This window comes from Enterobacter sp. CPE_E890 (assembly GCF_046521475.1).
GTDB lineage: Bacteria > Pseudomonadota > Gammaproteobacteria > Enterobacterales > Enterobacteriaceae > Enterobacter > Enterobacter adelaidei.
Genome location: NZ_JBKFZW010000001.1, coordinates 1606808 through 1623740, shown reverse-complemented (window position 1 = coordinate 1623740; position 16933 = coordinate 1606808). Strand labels below are relative to the sequence as shown.

The window sequence follows — 16933 nt, the reverse complement described above, 5'->3', positions numbered from 1 at the left end:
CACCTGCAAAGTACGCAATGGAAAAAACCCGTCAACAAGAGTTAACACGCTGGCTGAAACAGCAAAGCGTTCTTTCCCGCCGCTGGCTTACGATCTCCCGTATTCTTGGGTTCGTCAGTGGTCTGTTGATTGTTGCCCAGGCATGGCTGCTGGCCCGCATTCTTAATCATATGATCATGGAGAACATTCCACGCGAAGCGCTCCTGCTGCCCTTTATTGTTCTGATCCTGATTTTTATCCTGCGAGCCTGGGTGGTATGGCTACGTGAGCGTGTCGGGTTTCACGCCGGACAGCATATCCGCTACGAGATCCGCCGTCAGGTGCTCGATCGCCTTCAGGAAGCCGGGCCCGCGTGGATCCAGGGTAAACCGGCCGGTAGCTGGGCGACGCTGATTCTTGAGCAGATTGACGATATGCACGACTACTATGCGCGCTACCTGCCGCAAATGGCTCTTGCCGTCTTTGTTCCGCTGCTTATTGTGCTCGCCATCTTCCCGGTGAACTGGATGGCCGCGCTGATTCTGATGGGCACCGCCCCGCTGATCCCGCTGTTTATGGCGCTGGTCGGGATGGGGGCAGCGGATGCCAACCGCAGAAACTTCCTGGCTCTGGGTCGACTGAGCGGTCATTTCCTCGACCGTCTTCGCGGCATGGAAACATTGCGCATTTTTGGCCGCGGTGAAGCGGAAACCGAAAATATTCGCCTGGCGTCGCAGGACTTCCGTCAGCGCACTATGGAAGTGTTACGCCTCGCCTTCCTGTCCTCAGGCGTACTTGAATTCTTCACCTCGCTGTCGATTGCCCTCGTGGCGGTCTATTTCGGCTTCTCCTACCTCGGCGCGTTGGATTTTGGCCATTACGGTACGGCGGTGACCCTTTCTGCCGGTTTCCTGGCACTGATCCTGGCCCCGGAGTTTTTCCAGCCGCTTCGCGATCTGGGGACCTTCTATCACGCTAAAGCACAGGCGGTTGGCGCGGCCGACAGCCTGAAAACATTCCTGGAAACGCCGCTGGCACACCCGGAACGGGGTGACATTACGCTGAATGCTAAAGATCCCGTGACCATTGAAGCGCAGGACTTTTCCATTTTGTCACCCGAAGGCAAAGTGCTCGCAGGTCCGCTGAACTTTACCTTACCTGCCGGACAACGCGTAGTGATCGTCGGCACCAGCGGTTCCGGGAAAAGTTCGCTGCTGAATGCGCTATCCGGTTTTATGGCCTACACAGGTTCACTGCGGATCAACAAAACGGAACTGCGCAACCTCGATCCTGACGCCTGGCGTAAACAGCTCAGTTGGGTAGGCCAAAACCCGCAGCTCCCGGCATCTACGCTGCGTGAAAACGTGCTGCTGGCGCGCCCGGATGCCCGAGAAGATGAACTGCAATCTGTCCTTGACCGCGCATGGGTCAGCGAATTTCTGCCGCAACTTCCGCAAGGAGTTGATACCGTGGTCGGCGACCAGTCTGCCGGACTGTCGGTCGGACAGGCGCAGCGTGTGGCGGTTGCCCGTGCGCTGCTTAACCCGTGCCAGCTGATGCTGCTTGATGAGCCCGCAGCCAGTCTGGATGCACACAGCGAGCAGCGCGTAATGGATGCTCTGAATGACGCCTCTCTGCAGCAAACCACCCTGATGGTCACCCATCAGCTGGAAGGCATTGCCGACTGGGACCAGATCTGGGTTATGGAGAACGGCCGTATTGTTGAGCAAGGCGATTACGCCTCTCTCGTTACCGCGCAGGGACCGTTTGCCGCCCTGCTGGCGAATCGTCAGGAGGACATCTGATGCGTGCTCTGCTGCCTTATCTTGCGCTCTATAAACGCCACAAATGGATGCTGACACTGGGGATTGTGCTGGCGATTGTGACGCTGCTCGCCAGTATCGGCCTGCTCACCCTTTCCGGCTGGTTCCTGTCGGCTTCGGCCGTCGCGGGGTTTGCCGGATTATACAGCTTCAACTATATGCTTCCGGCCGCCGGGGTTCGCGGTACCGCCATCACCCGTACTGCCGGACGCTATTTCGAACGCCTGGTCAGCCACGACGCCACTTTCCGCGTGCTGCAGCACCTGCGTATCTACACCTTCAGCAAACTACTGCCCCTCTCCCCTGCCGGGCTGGCGCGTTTTCGTCAGGGTGAGTTACTTAACCGTGTCGTAGCGGATGTCGACACGCTGGATCACCTTTACCTGCGCGTGATATCCCCGATCGTGGGCGCGTTTGTGGTGATTGTAGTGGTCACGCTGGGACTGTCCGTTCTGGATGTTCCCGTTGCGCTGACGCTGGGTGGGATCATGTTGCTCACGCTCATTATTTTGCCACCGCTGTTTTACCGCGCCGGGAAATCCACCGGGGAAAACCTGACGCGCCTGCGCGGGGACTACCGCCAGCAACTGACCTCCTGGCTTCAGGGGCAGGCCGAGTTGACCATTTTTGGTGCCAGCAAGCGCTACCGCGCGCAGATGGAAAGTGCGGAGCTGAACTGGCATGAAGCCCAGCGCCGCCAGTCGGAACTGACGGCCTTCTCTCAGGCGCTGATGATGTTAATCGGCGGCGTGGCAGTAATCGCTATGCTATGGCTGGCATCCGGTGGTATCGGCGGTAATACGCAGCCAGGTCCTCTGATTGCCCTCTTCGTGTTCTGTGCTCTGGCCGCATTTGAAGCGCTGGCACCGGTGACAGGCGCTTTCCAGCATTTGGGACAGGTAATCGCCTCCGCCCTGCGCATCACCCAGATCGCCGAGCAAGAACCTGAAGTCACATTCAGTGACGCACAGACCGCGGTGCCAGAGAACGTTGCGCTCACGCTTGATAATGTCACTTTCGCTTACGACAAGCAGGCGCAGAACGCACTGGAAGGTGTGAATCTCGCGGTAAACGCTGGCCAGCGCATTGCCATACTCGGCCGTACCGGCTGTGGCAAATCGACGCTGTTACAGTTGCTGACCCGCGCCTGGGACCCGCAACACGGTCAGATTCGTTTCAATGATACGTTGCTGACAGATTTCAGCGAACAGTCTCTGCGCAAAACTGTCAGTGTGGTTCCGCAGCGCGTGCATCTGTTTAGCGCCACACTGCGCGATAACCTGCTGCTGGCATCACCAGAGGCCTCTGATGAAGAACTGAGCGCCATGCTGGAACAGGTTGGACTGCATAAGTTGCTTGAAGATGCAGGGCTAAACAGCTGGCTGGGTGAAGGTGGCCGTCAGCTCTCCGGCGGTGAGCTGCGCCGTCTGGCGATTGCCCGCGCGCTGCTGCACGATGCGCCGCTGATGTTGCTGGACGAACCGACGGAAGGTCTGGACGCCACAACCGAGAGCCAAATCCTTGATTTGCTGGCCAATGTCATGACCGGTAAAACCGTGCTGATGGTCACGCACCGCCTGCGCGGACTGGCGAGTTTTGATCAGATAATTGTGATGGACAACGGACACATTATTGAGCAAGGTAGTCACGCAGAACTGTTGGCGAAACAGGGTCGCTACTACCAGTTTAAACAGCGTCTGTAGACTATATTTGTACCGATCCTCACTCGCGTATTGGAGTTCTGCTGTCATGCGCCTGGTCCAGCTTTCTCGTCATAATATTGCGTTTCCTTCTCCGGAGGGGGCGCTACGTGAACCCAATGGGTTGCTGGCTCTTGGTGGCGATCTCAGTCCTGCACGACTGTTAATGGCCTACCAGCGAGGTATTTTTCCCTGGTTTTCCCCCGGTGATCCGATTTTATGGTGGTCTCCCGATCCGCGTGCCGTACTGTGGCCTGCGCAGTTTCACCTGAGCCGCAGCATGAAGCGTTTCCACGCTAAATCACCGTATCGGGTGACCCTGAATCACGCCTTTGGTCAGGTGATTGAAGGCTGTGCTGAAGACCGCTATGAAGGGACATGGATAACGCGCGATATCATTACCGCTTACCACCAGCTCCATGAGCTGGGTTACGCCCACTCCATCGAGGTATGGGAAGGTAGTGAGCTCGTCGGCGGCATGTATGGCGTCGCGCAAGGGACGCTTTTTTGCGGCGAATCCATGTTCTCCAGAGCAGTTAATGGCTCGAAAACCGCGCTGCTGGTCTTCTGTCAGGAGTTTTCCCAGCGCGGCGGACGTCTGATCGATTGTCAGGTTCTCAATGAGCACACAGCCTCCCTGGGAGCCGTTGAAATCCCTCGACGCCAGTATATCGAGCATCTGGATGCCAGCCGTCAGGAGAAGCTCCCGCGCGACTTCTGGATACCGAGAACGCTCTTTCTGCCCAATGCCTAAATGTTTTCCGCATATTTTTTGTGAGGGTGTTATAATTATGCCGCAGAGTAGCTTCTGCCTGTTGCCCCGCCGCCGTTTGGGACCCTCGCTTCAGATAACGTCCTGACGTTTATCCTGTCGTCTCCCCTTTACGAATGCGCTTCCTGTTCGGTTGTACCGTGACGCTTGGGCAATGCGCCGAAACTGTTTTGCTGCGTTTTAATCGCGCAATTCTTTACTTAATTGATGAATTTCGGCATTATCTTGCCGGTTCAAAACTTGGTAGTGATACCCCAGAGGATTAGATGGCCAAAGAAGACAATATTGAAATGCAGGGTACCGTACTTGATACGTTGCCTAATACCATGTTTCGCGTAGAACTGGAAAACGGTCACGTGGTAACTGCGCACATCTCCGGTAAAATGCGCAAAAACTACATCCGCATTTTGACGGGCGACAAAGTGACTGTTGAACTGACCCCGTACGACCTGAGCAAAGGCCGCATTGTCTTCCGTAGTCGCTAATTGTTTTCGCCTGTAATGGCAGATGAATATTTAAAAGGTCGGGATAATCCCGGCCTTTTTTATTTATGGCTTTAGTTATGCTGCGTCGGAAGATGTATTGTCATCCACGGTTGTACAGGAGCGATTAAATCCCCCGCCATAGAATGAGCCATGTCATGGAGTAATCCCGTGAGGTGCGGCAACATATCGCGGTCAAAATGCGATACCAGCAGTATGTGGTTTAACGCCCGACAGTAATCACACTGTGCTTCGGTGCCTTCAAGCAGCCACTCTTTTTGTCTCGGTTGTTCCGCTTCGTCCTCAAATTCCACCACCTGAAAATCACGCATTGACTCTGTAAGGCCGGATTTCATTTCTTCCAGATACGCCCCAAGGCAGCGACAGATGGGCTGCGTTTGTGGGAGTGATGTGCAATCGAGGAGGATTTCGGTGAGCAATTTGCAGCGCTCTGCAAGGGTTGGGAGATCGGGGTTGAGGGAGAGTTCGCTGTAGAGTTGGGAGATAGACTGGTTTTCCATATTCATAATTTCCATATTAAGAGCTGAAAACTACCACCAGAAACGCCAACTTCGGGTGGCAGACTGAACCGGTTTGGCGTACCGACCATATGGAAAATCGGCGCTTCAAAAGAAGCCCCGGTTCAGCCCACCATATTTGAAGATACGGATTATACCGCAGCTAAAAAAAGAGTGAACGAAACCAGTGACGTTGCGTTGGCAACATCTTTCCATATGTGTGTAATCAGGACGCCAATCCCGGCACCTGATTTTGCAGGTGCGACGCCATTTTATTACTGTGGTTTTATCCAGCAACTGACTTCGAAGGAAACTGGAAAGCGCCTCGCAAAATTCCTCTGCGGTCTGTTGCCCTCACCCCAACCCTCTCCCACAGGGAGAGGGAGAAAACACTAAAAACGACAACACTGTTGTCGTTTTGCTTTTACCTTGGCAGGCATAAAAAAACCGGGCAAAAGCCCGGTTTTTAACATTAACGTTCAACTCACTCAGTGAGCCGCTTCCGGCTTGTGCTTCGCCGCGCTCTGGAAATCATACGTCAGCTCATTCTTCGCCTGATCCAGCGCCACCGTCACCTGGCCGCCATCCACCAGCGAGCCAAACAGCAGTTCGTTCGCCAGCGGTTTCTTCAGGTTGTCCTGAATCACACGCGCCATTGGACGGGCACCCATCGCACGGTCATAGCCTTTCTCAGCCAGCCAGTTGCGGGCCTCCTGGCTCACTTCCAGCGACACGCCTTTCTGATCCAGCTGAACCTGCAGTTCGACGATGAACTTATCCACTACCTGATGGATCACCTCGGTAGACAAGTGATCGAACCAGATAATGTTGTCCAGACGGTTACGGAATTCCGGCGTAAAGATCTTCTTGATCTCTTCCATAGCATCGGTGCTGTTATCCTGGTGGATGAGGCCGATGGATTTACGCTCGGTTTCACGCACACCGGCGTTGGTGGTCATCACCAGCACCACGTTGCGGAAGTCCGCCTTGCGCCCGTTGTTGTCGGTCAGCGTCCCATTGTCCATCACCTGCAGCAGGATGTTGAACACGTCCGGGTGCGCTTTCTCGATTTCATCGAGCAGCAGTACCGCGTGCGGATGCTTGATCACCGCGTCGGTCAGCAGACCGCCCTGGTCAAAGCCCACATAGCCCGGAGGCGCACCAATCAAACGGCTGACGGTGTGACGCTCCATATACTCGGACATATCAAAACGCAGCAGCTCAATGCCCAGGGCTTTGGAGAGCTGTACTGTCACCTCGGTTTTCCCGACACCGGTTGGACCGGCGAACAGGAAGGAACCGACTGGCTTGTGGTCATGTCCCAGCCCAGCGCGTGCCATCTTGATCGCTTCGGTTAAGGCCTCAATGGCTTTATCCTGACCAAAGACCAGCATTTTCAGGCGATTGCCGAGGGTGCGCAGCGTGTCGCGGTCGCTCTGAGAAACGCTCTTCTCAGGGATACGCGCGATACGGGCGACTACAGACTCAATATCCGCCACGTTAACGGTTTTCTTACGCTTGCTGGCCGGCATCAGGCGCGCACGCGCCCCTGCCTCATCAATCACGTCAATCGCCTTATCCGGCAGATGACGGTCGTTGATGTATTTCACCGCCAGCTCCACCGCCGCACGTACCGCTTTCGCGGTGTAACGCACGTCGTGGTGCGCTTCGTACTTCGGCTTCAGGCCATTGATGATCTGCACCGTCTCCTCGACGGACGGTTCGGTCACGTCGATTTTCTGGAAGCGGCGCGCCAGGGCACGGTCTTTCTCAAAGATGTTGCTGAACTCCTGGTAGGTGGTGGAGCCAATCACGCGGATCTTGCCGCTGGAGAGCAGCGGTTTGATCAGGTTCGCGGCATCCACCTGGCCACCGGAGGCCGCACCCGCACCGATGATGGTATGGATTTCATCAATAAACAGGATGCTGTTGGTGTCCTGCTCCAGCTGCTTTAACAGCGCCTTGAAGCGTTTTTCAAAATCACCGCGGTATTTCGTGCCCGCCAGCAGCGAGCCGATATCCAGCGAGTAGATGGTGCAGTCGGCAATCACTTCCGGCACGTCGCCCTGCACGATACGCCAGGCCAGGCCTTCGGCAATCGCGGTTTTACCCACGCCAGATTCCCCCACCAGCAGCGGGTTGTTCTTGCGACGACGGCACAGCACCTGGATCGCGCGCTCCAGCTCTTTATCGCGGCCAATCAGCGGGTCGATACCGCCAACGCGAGCAAGCTGGTTAAGGTTGGTGGTGAAGTTTTCCATACGATCCTCCCCGCCTGCTTGCTCTTCATTATTGTTATTGACCTGATTGCTGGAATCCGATGCCTGGTTAGTCTCGTCTTTGCGCGTTCCGTGAGAAATAAAGTTAACCACATCGAGGCGGCTGACTTCGTGTTTGCGCAGCAGGTAGGCAGCCTGTGACTCCTGCTCGCTGAAGATGGCGACTAAGACGTTTGCGCCAGTTACTTCGCTACGTCCGGAAGACTGGACGTGGAAAACCGCGCGCTGCAATACACGCTGGAAGCTGAGCGTCGGCTGCGTGTCGCGCTCTTCTTCACTGGCTGGCAGCACCGGTGTGGTTTGTTCGATGAAGGCTTCGAGTTCCTGACGTAGCGCCACCAGATCCACGGAGCAGGCTTCCAGCGCTTCGCGGGCAGATGGGTTGCTAAGCAGTGCGAGCAGTAAATGCTCGACGGTCATAAACTCATGTCGGTGCTCACGCGCTCTGGCGAAAGCCATGTTTAAACTGAGTTCCAGTTCTTGATTGAGCATAGGCACCTCCCCCAATTTTATGCCTTATCAGGCCTTTTCCAGCGTACACAGCAACGGATGCTCGTTCTCCCTCGCGTAGTCGTTCACCATCGCCACTTTGGTTTCCGCGACTTCAGCAGTAAAGATGCCGCAGATCGCTTTACCACGATAATGAACGGTAAGCATCAGTTGCGTTGCACGTTCTACATCATAAGAAAAGAACTTTTGTAGCACGTCAATAACAAATTCCATCGGCGTGTAATCATCGTTCATTAACATAACTTTATACATAGATGGCGGTTTTAGCGCGTCGCGCACTTTGTCTTCCGCCAGCTGGTCGAAATCCAGCCAATCGTTGGTCTTACCCATTATGCATAACCACTTTGAATCTACCTCAGATGTTAGATAACAATCATCTATTACTGTCATCCGCGATGTCTGTCACAAACTGTTGCAATAGCGTTAACTGCTTCAAACTTTGGTTGATTATTGTCCCATCTCCAGCCCCAAACGCTTGACGACTTCTTTCGTTTCTCTAAATTGTACAAGCGTGAGATGGCGAGGTTTTGAACAGCCCCCACTCCACCACCGGTTCATTCCATCTTAATTTATAAGATTTACGAAGGATGTCGAAGCATGGAAATGGGTACTGTTAAGTGGTTCAACAACGCCAAAGGGTTTGGTTTCATCTGCCCCGAAGGCGGCGGCGAGGATATCTTCGCTCACTATTCCACCATTCAGATGGATGGTTACAGAACGCTCAAAGCCGGGCAGTCCGTCCGGTTCGATGTACACCAGGGACCAAAAGGCAATCATGCAAGCCTTATCGTACCCATTGAAGCAGAGACGGTTGCATAGCTCTCTGTTTTATTGTGTACATCCCGCAGTCAAAATGCCAGCCCGATCGGCTGGCATTTTTATTTTCAGCCTATTCGCGGGCCAGCGCATCAACCGGATCCAGCCGCGCCGCGTTGCGGGCCGGCAACCAGCCAAACAAAATGCCGGTAAATGTCGAACACAAAAATGCGGTAAGAATAGCCAGAGGTGAGAAACCAATCTCCCAGCCGGGTAAAAAGAGCTGGAGCGCAAACGCGATCATCATCGAGAGCGCAATGCCCATTGCACCGCCGACCAGACACACCAGCACCGCTTCAATCAAAAACTGCTGGAGCACATCGCTGGCCCGGGCCCCGACCGCCATACGGATGCCAATCTCCCGCGTGCGTTCGGTCACCGACACCAGCATGATATTCATCACCCCAATGCCACCCACCACCAGCGAGATCACTGCCACCAGCGTCAGGAACAGCTGAAGAGTACGTGTGGTCTTTTCAGCCGTTTTCAAGAGGCCGTCCATATTCCAGGTGAAGAAATCTTTCTTTCCGTGACGTAACGTAAGCAGTTGTTCCAGCTGCTGCTCGGCCCGGGCACTGTCGTAGCCTTCCTTCACGCGCACGGTGATGGAGTTGAGCCAGGATTGCCCCATGATCCGCCCTGAGATGGTGGTATAGGGCAGCCAGACGCGCAGGATCTTACTGCTGCCAAACATCGACTGCTTCTCTTCCGCCACGCCAATGACGGTGGCAGGCATATTCCCTACCAGGATCACCTCACCCACCACGTTGGTTTTATTGGGGAAGAGTTGCCTGCGTAAGTTCGCGTCCAGCACCACCACCTGTGCCCTACCCGCCAGCTGCTCGGCGTTGAAGGTAGCGCCTTCACTGAAGGTCATGCCGTAGACGTTGAAATAGTCTCCACTCACGCCATTCGCGCTGGCGGCCACGTCAACGTTGCCCACGCGCAGACGCAGGTTTTGCGAAACCGCAGGCGTGGCGGAGTTCACCCACGGCTGCTTCTGAATAGCCTCCAGATCGTTATATTTCAGCGCCTGCTGATACTGTGGCTCGTCGTCGCCAAAGTCTTTGCCGGGATAGACGTCAATAGTATTGGTGCCGATGGCGCGAATATCGGCCAGCACCAGCTGCTTGGCGGCATCGCCCACCACCACAATCGACACCACCGAGGCGATACCAATGATAATGCCGAGCATCGTCAGCAAGGTGCGCATTTTGTTGGCCGCCATCGCCAGCCAGGCCATGGTCAGCGCTTCGCGAAAGCCACTGGAAAATTGCCCCCAACCGGTTGACGCAGGCAAGGCTTCTTTCGGTGCTGCCGCTCTGGTCTGTCGCGGTGGCGGGTTGCTGACCAGCTCGCCGTCGTGGATCTCAACGATCCGCTCCGCCTGCGCCGCGACCTGTGGGTCATGCGTCACGATAATCACCGTGTGCCCCTGATCGCGCAACTGATGGAGGATCGCCATGACCTCTTCACCCGAATGGCTGTCGAGCGCGCCGGTCGGCTCATCCGCGAGGATCACCTGTCCACCGTTCATCAGCGCACGGGCAATACTGACTCGCTGCTGCTGACCGCCGGAAAGCTGAGACGGTTGATATTCCACCCGTTCTGCCAGCCCCAAACGCGTTAATAACGCTTGCGCCCGCTCCAGACGCTTTTTACGCTCCACGCCCGCATAGACCGCGGGCACTTCCACGTTCTGTGCCGCACTTAAATGAGAAAGCAGGTGATAACGCTGGAAGATAAAACCAAAGTGTTCGCGCCGCAGTTTTGCAAGCGCGTCACCATCAAGCGTGGAGACATCCGTTCCCGCCACGCGATAGGTACCGCTGGTGGGTTTATCCAGGCAACCGAGAATATTCATCAGCGTCGATTTACCGGAACCGGACGCCCCGACAATCGCCACCATCTCGCCAGCCTCGACGCGTAACGAGATCCCCTTCAGCACCTCCACCGGGCCGTCGCCCGACGGGTAGCTGCGACGGATGTCGTTCAGCTCAAGCAGCGCCGTCATTTAGGCGCTCCTGGCAGGCTTTCGCTGGTGACAACCTCCTCACCCTCTTCCAGCCCTTTCGTCACCACCACGTCAGTATCGTTACGCGCGCCGATCACCACTTCTCGATCGCGAGTTTCGCCATTGCGCAGTACCTTCACCTTATAACGGCCCTCGCCAGTGGATTCACCCAGCGCGGAGAGTGGAATGGTCAGCACGTTTTTCACGCCGGTGAGCTGAATATGCACCTGTGCGGTCATGTCCAGACGCAGAACGCCCTGCGGGTTGGGCACCTCAAAACGGGCATAGTAGAAAATGGCGTCGTTGACCTTTTCCGGCGTCGGCAGAATATCTTTTAGCACGCCTTCATAACGCGTCTGCGGATCGCCAAGCACCGTAAACCAGGCATTCTGCCCCGGTTTAAGATGGATCACATCCGCTTCTGAGACCTGGGCTTTCACCAGCATGGTGCTCATGTCTGCCAGGGTCAGAATGTTTGGCGCCTGCTGTGCCGCAATGACCGTCTGGCCCTGAAGCGTCGTGATCTGGGTGACTTCCCCGGCCATCGGGGCAACAATTTGCGTGTAATCGAGGTTGGTTTTCGCCGTATCCAGCGAGGCCTGATTGCGCTTGATTTGTGCATCAATCGTGCCAATCTGCGCCTGCTTGACCGCCAGTTCTGTGGTGGCAGTATCTAAATCTTGTTTCGAAATAGCCTGAGTTTTGGCAAGCGCCTGCTGGCGGATGAGCGTCACCTGGGCGAGGTTACGCTCTGCCAGTGCCTGTGCACGCTGCGCCCGCAGTTCCATCAGCGTCGCTTCCACCTCACGGATCTGGTTCTCAGCCTGTTCAGGGTCGATTACCCCAAGCAACTGACCTTTTTTCACCTTGTCGCCAATCTCTACCGACAACGTTTTCAACTGGCCGCTGACCTGAGCGCCGACATCAACCTTGCGCAGGGCGTCAAGTTTGCCCGTTGCGAGGACGTTTTGCTGCAGTTCACCCGGACGAACAATCAGTGTCTGATACTGCGGCACCGGCGCATTAAGCACCTGCCAGAGCCAGTATCCGCCGACCAAAACCACGACCGCCAGCAGCAGAAACAGCGTTCTGCGTTTTCCCTTGAGGTTCATAAATATTCCAAATAAATGTTCTGGCAATTATCAGTGTTGATTTTATCTAAACGACTCCTCAACGAAACCCCTGTTTCCCGAAATCGTCACAATTTGTTTACGAGATGTTGAACGTTCGCCTGCTGAAATGAAGCTCTTCAACAAGAAGCAGGATCTATCATGTCTTCCATCGTCGATACACCTTTTTCAAACCTGCCGCAGCCTAAATCAGGCTGGCAGCTTTTCAAAAATCTGGCTTTCGGTCAGCTCACACCTGGGCTTGCGTGGAAGAATCCCTCCTATCGACGTAAATTCATGTTACGTTCGCTGGCGTCACCTGTTAGCACCGCGCGCCTTTTAACGAGTCTGGCAAAACAACCGCGTCTGATGCAGATGTTACAGGTACAACCTGGGCTGCCATGCCGGCTGCATCGTCCCTGGTTAACGGTGAACATGGATAGTCAGCACGCGCTGGAATCCCTCAACTGGCACTATCAGACGATGAGCCGCCAGCTTCCTGCGACGCTGCTGAATGGTTATCTTTCTAAACAGGGCTTCACGCTGCTGACCTTAACCGGCAAAGATGAACAGCAATTTACCGTTCGTCTGTGCGCAGATGCATTCCTGGATAAAGAAGGAGAAGCCACCCTCGCTTTCTGTGACAGCCAGAACACGGTGCTGGCAGAAATGACCTTTACGTTGTGCCAGTTTGAAGGGAAATCGACGCTATTTATCGGCGGTTTGCAGGGCGCAAAAGCACACGTTCCGCACGAGCTTATCCAGGGGGCAACGAAAGCCTGTCATGGCCTGTTCCCGAAACGTCTGCTCGTTGAAGCCGCAATGACCCTCGGCACCGCTTTCCCGGTAGAACAGATTCTTGCCGTCAGTAACGCCACCCATATTTATCGCAGCTGGCGTTATCGCAAGAAAAAAGAGGGGAAACTGCTGGCCGATTACGACAGTTTCTGGGTTTCCATCGGCGGTGAAAAACAGGATAACGGTAACTTTAGGCTGCCGCTTGTTATGTCACGTAAACCGATGGAAGAGATCGCGAGTAAAAAACGTTCCGAATATCGCCGCCGCTACGAACTGCTGGATAGCCTGATTCAGCAAGTGAGCCAGGCAACCCAACCTTAATCTGCTTTCCCGCGTGCCAGCCACAGCACGCGGGAGAACATCTTGCGCAGCAGCGTCGGTACTGATTCCACGCCCCGTTTCCCCGCCTCCGTCGCCACTTCAATGGCTAAATCCGGTTTTGACGAACGATGAATGGCTTTGGCAATCACGCGCCGCATGTTCATCGGGACATCTACAGGTACCATCGCAATTCTGTGGAATACGTCGTCAAAACCCTGACGATACATAAAATGCTCCATGTCCATCGCAGGGAGCATGGTTAAATGGTCGCGCTCTTCTTCTCGCTCATTATTCAGCAGGCTACGCACGGTTGAGGCGTATTTTTTACCCGCTTCGTCACCGTCTACCAGGACATGCCACTCGATCCCCATCCGGCGGGCAAATTTTATCAACGGTTTTAATCCCGACTGGGCAAACTCAATCACCTTAATGCCTTCCGCATCAAAATGATGGCCGCACTGGCGCGCCAGTTCGTTGATGACCCAGGTTTCCGTTTCCCCCTCCACCAGCAGCCAACAGCGGGCAAAAAGCGACGATGCTCGATTAAAGCGAATATGAAACGCAATACGGCGCCCGTCTTCCGCGTTCAGACCGCCAGGCCCGAGCCGGTAAGCAGAAACACGCGAAGATTCACGCACCAGACGGCAGACGTGTTCAACCGGCGTCAGCGATAATAACTCGCCGGAATTGGTGGTGGTAATGCGCTGGAGCGGCAGCAGATTCAGCAGATGCCATGCCACGGAGAGCATAATGGGATGCAGACGGGTCTCAGGATCTTCCACCAGCAGCAGCGGGCGGGCGTCCCGGTCGAGACGAACGGTTCCTTTCGCCTGCAGAAGTGTTGAAAACAGCCCCAGCAAAATTACCCGATGGGAACGGCCTCCAGGCCGGTCGATCATCCGGTTAATAATATCGAGGTAACGCCAGCTTCGTTGCTCATCATGAGAGCGTCGGCGCATCAGACGATGGCGCGACTCCGACGTGCCCTGTTCGGAAAAATAGTGTTCCAGAAGTTGCACCATCGCGGACAATCCCTGACGGATTTGCCCATCGGTCAGATTTTGCGGACGCGAAACCAGCTCTCTGGCCAGGAAATCCAGCTCCCGGGCCGTAACTTCCACTTCCGGCATATGCGGTACGGTACCGTTACGGATACGCCGCATAAAACGCGCATCACGCAAGCGTAGTACCGGCGTCAGGCGGGTCAGGTGGCGCGCCAGATCGTCGATATTCTCCAGGGGGATCGGGTTGGCTTTCTCATCGAGAAAATCACGCAGGGTCAGTACCCCTTCGTTTTCCGACATCTCGCCTTCAAGCCGATAGAAAATACGATGGAAATCGTCATCGCACGGCACCCAGCAAGGTGATAACGGGCGGAAGCGACGCACGCGATGACGTCCTGGCTCAGATTCCCGGAACGTCAAAATGATATGCAGATGCTTCTCGCGGCCCGTGATGTCACCCGGTGGGAACCAGAAATCATCGTGGACGAAGTGATACAAATCATCTTCGGGCGAAAGCAACAACGTTAGCGCATCCAGCAGGCTGGACTTACCCCAGGCGTTCTCGCCGATCAGGACGTTGTTCTGTTCCAGCTGCAGCGACAGGCGGTTAATCCCGCGAAACCCGACAATTTCCACACGTTCGAGAAGCATAAATCCCCCGCGAAATGACCACTTTTTCCTTTAAGTTATCAGCAGTATAGCGGGCGTCGTTCTGTCACGACAGCATAACATTCGTCCTTGCGAGAATTGGTCTATGCTCTATTTACCGCTTATTTGAACAAGGATTGACATCACATTGCCTTAAATCAAATTAATCGAATTTATTTAAGTGGCGAAGGGGTGTTGTTGGTTTTTAGAATAACGGCTCTTTGAGTCGTCATCCCTTTATGGCGATATATCCCGTACGCGGGAAAGCGTGCGGAAATTTATTATTGAGGTGGTTATGTTTAGAAAATTGGCAGCAGAATGCTTTGGTACATTCTGGCTGGTATTTGGTGGCTGCGGTAGCGCCGTTCTGGCTGCGGCATTCCCGGAATTAGGCATTGGTTTTGTCGGCGTCGCACTGGCGTTTGGTTTAACCGTATTAACCATGGCCTTTGCCGTAGGGCATATTTCGGGTGGCCATTTTAACCCGGCGGTGACATTGGGTTTATGGGCGGGCGGCCGTTTCCCTGCGAAAGAAGTCATTGGCTACATCGTCGCTCAGGTAGTGGGCGGTATTATTGCGGCAGCTGTGCTTTACGTGATTGCCAGCGGTAAAGCCGGCTTCGACGCTGCAGCCAGCGGGTTTGCCTCTAACGGCTTCGGTGAACACTCACCCGGCGGCTACTCCATGCTGTCTGCTATCGTGATTGAAATTGTGCTGACCGCAGGCTTCCTGCTGGTGATCCACGGCGCAACCGACAAACACGCACCAGCAGGCTTTGCCCCTATTGCCATTGGTCTCGCGCTGACGCTTATCCACCTGATTTCTATTCCGGTCACTAACACCTCCGTCAACCCGGCACGCAGTACCGCCGTCGCCATTTTCCAGGGCGGTTGGGCGCTTGAGCAGCTGTGGCTATTCTGGGTGATGCCAATCATCGGCGGTATTCTGGGCGGTGTGCTGTATCGCACCCTGCTGGAAAAACGCGATTAATGATTTTCTCCCTCTCCCGTGGGAGAGGGTTGGGGTGAGGGCATCAGGCCGCATAACCCCACATACACTCAAGCCGGGTAAGGCGCAGTCGCCACCCGGCTTTCTTTTTGCCGCTTTACTGAACAGCCTTTATTGGGTAGTGTCACTGGCGCTTAACAGATACTCAAAAGGACCAGCTGTTCATGTTTTCAGGACTCCTCATCATTCTGCTGCCCCTGATTGCGGGCTACCTTATCCCGCTGCATCAGGAATCCGCATTACGTCTTATCAACCGTTTTCTCAGCTGGATTGTATACGTCATTCTTTTCTTTATGGGGATCAGCCTGGCCTTCCTGGATAATCTGGCGACCAATCTGCTTTCTATCCTGCATTATTCAGTGGTCACCGTGGTGGTTATTTTACTGTGTAATATTGCCGCACTCTTCTGGCTTGAACGTACCGTTCCCTGGAAAAACCATCATCATCAGGAAAAGCTGCCTTCCCGAATTGCGATGGCTCTGGAATCATTAAAACTGTGCGGCGTCGTGGTGCTCGGGTTTCTTCTTGGGCTGACCGGCTGGGCATTTTTACAGCACGCAACAGAGGCCAGTGAATATACGCTGATCTTCCTGCTGTTCCTGATCGGTATTCAGCTCCGAAATAATGGCATGACGCTTAGGCAAATTGTTCTGAACCGTCGGGGAATGATGGTCGCGGTCATTGTTGTCGCCAGCTCCATGGTGGCGGGCGTGATTAACGCTTTTATTCTCGACCTGCAGCTGAAAACAGGCCTCGCGATGGCCTCAGGTTTCGGTTGGTATTCCCTCTCCGGGATTCTGCTGACCGAATCGTTCGGCCCGGTGATTGGTAGCGCCGCCTTCTTTAACGACCTGGCACGGGAGTTAATTGCCATTATGCTGATCCCGGGTCTGGTGCGCCGAAGTCGCTCTACGGCGCTGGGTCTGTGCGGCGCGACTTCAATGGACTTTACCCTGCCGGTATTACAACGCTCTGGCGGACTGGAGATGGTGCCCGCCGCCATCGTGCACGGCTTTATTTTAAGCCTGCTGGTTCCGGTTCTGATGGCAGTCTTCTCGGCCTGATACTTCTTTGGCGGTAGGGTTCCTGCCGCCAAAATTGCGCTAAATCAATCTCCCTTTATTTTGTAGCAAAAAGCCCTTTTCACCGTT

14 protein-coding genes are annotated in these 16933 nt (G+C 54.9%); 8 read left to right on the top strand and 6 right to left on the bottom strand.

Translation table 11 applies throughout. The features are described 5' to 3' along the window. Nucleotides 1-17: 17 nt before the first annotated feature. From cydD to infA, 4 genes are all read left to right on the top strand, one after another. Nucleotides 18-1784, top strand: a complete 1767-nt coding sequence (gene cydD, locus ACLHV9_RS08015) for a heme ABC transporter permease/ATP-binding protein CydD (protein WP_108090353.1) — start codon at nucleotides 18-20, stop codon at nucleotides 1782-1784. Continuing rightward, nucleotides 1784-3505: a heme ABC transporter ATP-binding protein/permease CydC gene (cydC, locus tag ACLHV9_RS08010; RefSeq protein ID WP_108090354.1), complete on the top strand. Its 1722-nt coding sequence runs from the start codon at nucleotides 1784-1786 to the stop codon at nucleotides 3503-3505. The genes cydD and cydC overlap by 1 nt, the downstream gene beginning before the upstream one ends. A 46-nt stretch (nucleotides 3506-3551) precedes the next feature. After that, complete coding sequence (gene aat / locus ACLHV9_RS08005; protein ID WP_108090355.1) at nucleotides 3552-4256, top strand: leucyl/phenylalanyl-tRNA--protein transferase; 705 nt, start codon at nucleotides 3552-3554, stop codon at nucleotides 4254-4256. A 284-nt stretch (nucleotides 4257-4540) separates the two neighbouring features. After that, entirely contained in the window at nucleotides 4541-4759 is a 219-nt protein-coding gene (gene infA / locus ACLHV9_RS08000; RefSeq protein ID WP_002211347.1) for a translation initiation factor IF-1, read from the top strand. A gap of 71 nt (nucleotides 4760-4830) precedes the next feature. On the opposite strand, the gene ACLHV9_RS07995 is transcribed toward infA, so the two are convergent. The 3 genes from ACLHV9_RS07995 to clpS all read right to left on the bottom strand — a co-directional run bounded on the left by ACLHV9_RS07995 (nucleotide 4831) and on the right by clpS (nucleotide 8393). After that, nucleotides 4831-5292: a hypothetical protein gene (locus ACLHV9_RS07995; RefSeq protein WP_028019263.1), complete on the bottom strand. Its 462-nt coding sequence runs from the start codon at nucleotides 5290-5292 to the stop codon at nucleotides 4831-4833. 470 nt (nucleotides 5293-5762) lie between these two features. Beyond that, entirely contained in the window at nucleotides 5763-8045 is a 2283-nt protein-coding gene (gene clpA / locus ACLHV9_RS07990; RefSeq protein WP_108090356.1) for an ATP-dependent Clp protease ATP-binding subunit ClpA, read from the bottom strand. 27 nt (nucleotides 8046-8072) lie between these two features. After that, nucleotides 8073-8393: an ATP-dependent Clp protease adapter ClpS gene (gene clpS / locus ACLHV9_RS07985; RefSeq protein ID WP_006174393.1), complete on the bottom strand. Its 321-nt coding sequence runs from the start codon at nucleotides 8391-8393 to the stop codon at nucleotides 8073-8075. Nucleotides 8394-8660: 267 nt separating this feature from the next. Between clpS and cspD the strand changes: the two genes are divergently transcribed. After that, nucleotides 8661-8882, top strand: a complete 222-nt coding sequence (cspD, locus tag ACLHV9_RS07980; RefSeq protein ID WP_008499993.1) for a cold shock-like protein CspD — start codon at nucleotides 8661-8663, stop codon at nucleotides 8880-8882. Nucleotides 8883-8952: 70 nt separating this feature from the next. On the opposite strand, the gene macB is transcribed toward cspD, so the two are convergent. Continuing rightward, complete coding sequence (gene macB, locus ACLHV9_RS07975; protein ID WP_407220368.1) at nucleotides 8953-10893, bottom strand: macrolide ABC transporter ATP-binding protein/permease MacB; 1941 nt, start codon at nucleotides 10891-10893, stop codon at nucleotides 8953-8955. Continuing rightward, a complete protein-coding gene (gene macA, locus ACLHV9_RS07970) occupies nucleotides 10890-12005 on the bottom strand; it encodes a macrolide transporter subunit MacA (protein WP_028019266.1) in 1116 nt (371 codons plus the stop codon). The genes macB and macA overlap by 4 nt, the downstream gene beginning before the upstream one ends. A 159-nt stretch (nucleotides 12006-12164) precedes the next feature. On the opposite strand from macA, the gene ACLHV9_RS07965 reads away from it, so the two are divergent. After that, nucleotides 12165-13121: a VirK/YbjX family protein gene (locus ACLHV9_RS07965; protein ID WP_108090359.1), complete on the top strand. Its 957-nt coding sequence runs from the start codon at nucleotides 12165-12167 to the stop codon at nucleotides 13119-13121. On the opposite strand, the gene ACLHV9_RS07960 is transcribed toward ACLHV9_RS07965, so the two are convergent. Beyond that, nucleotides 13118-14776: an ATP-dependent endonuclease gene (locus ACLHV9_RS07960; RefSeq protein WP_028019268.1), complete on the bottom strand. Its 1659-nt coding sequence runs from the start codon at nucleotides 14774-14776 to the stop codon at nucleotides 13118-13120. The two genes, ACLHV9_RS07965 and ACLHV9_RS07960, sit on opposite strands and share 4 nt — an antisense overlap. A gap of 292 nt (nucleotides 14777-15068) precedes the next feature. On the opposite strand from ACLHV9_RS07960, the gene aqpZ reads away from it, so the two are divergent. Both aqpZ and ACLHV9_RS07950 read left to right on the top strand, forming a co-directional pair. After that, the gene (aqpZ, locus tag ACLHV9_RS07955; RefSeq protein WP_025204573.1) at nucleotides 15069-15764 is read left to right on the top strand and encodes an aquaporin Z; all 696 of its coding nucleotides are present in this window, start codon (nucleotides 15069-15071) and stop codon (nucleotides 15762-15764) included. Nucleotides 15765-15946: 182 nt separating this feature from the next. Continuing rightward, nucleotides 15947-16846: a lysine exporter LysO family protein gene (locus tag ACLHV9_RS07950; RefSeq protein ID WP_407220367.1), complete on the top strand. Its 900-nt coding sequence runs from the start codon at nucleotides 15947-15949 to the stop codon at nucleotides 16844-16846. Nucleotides 16847-16933 lie beyond the last annotated feature (87 nt).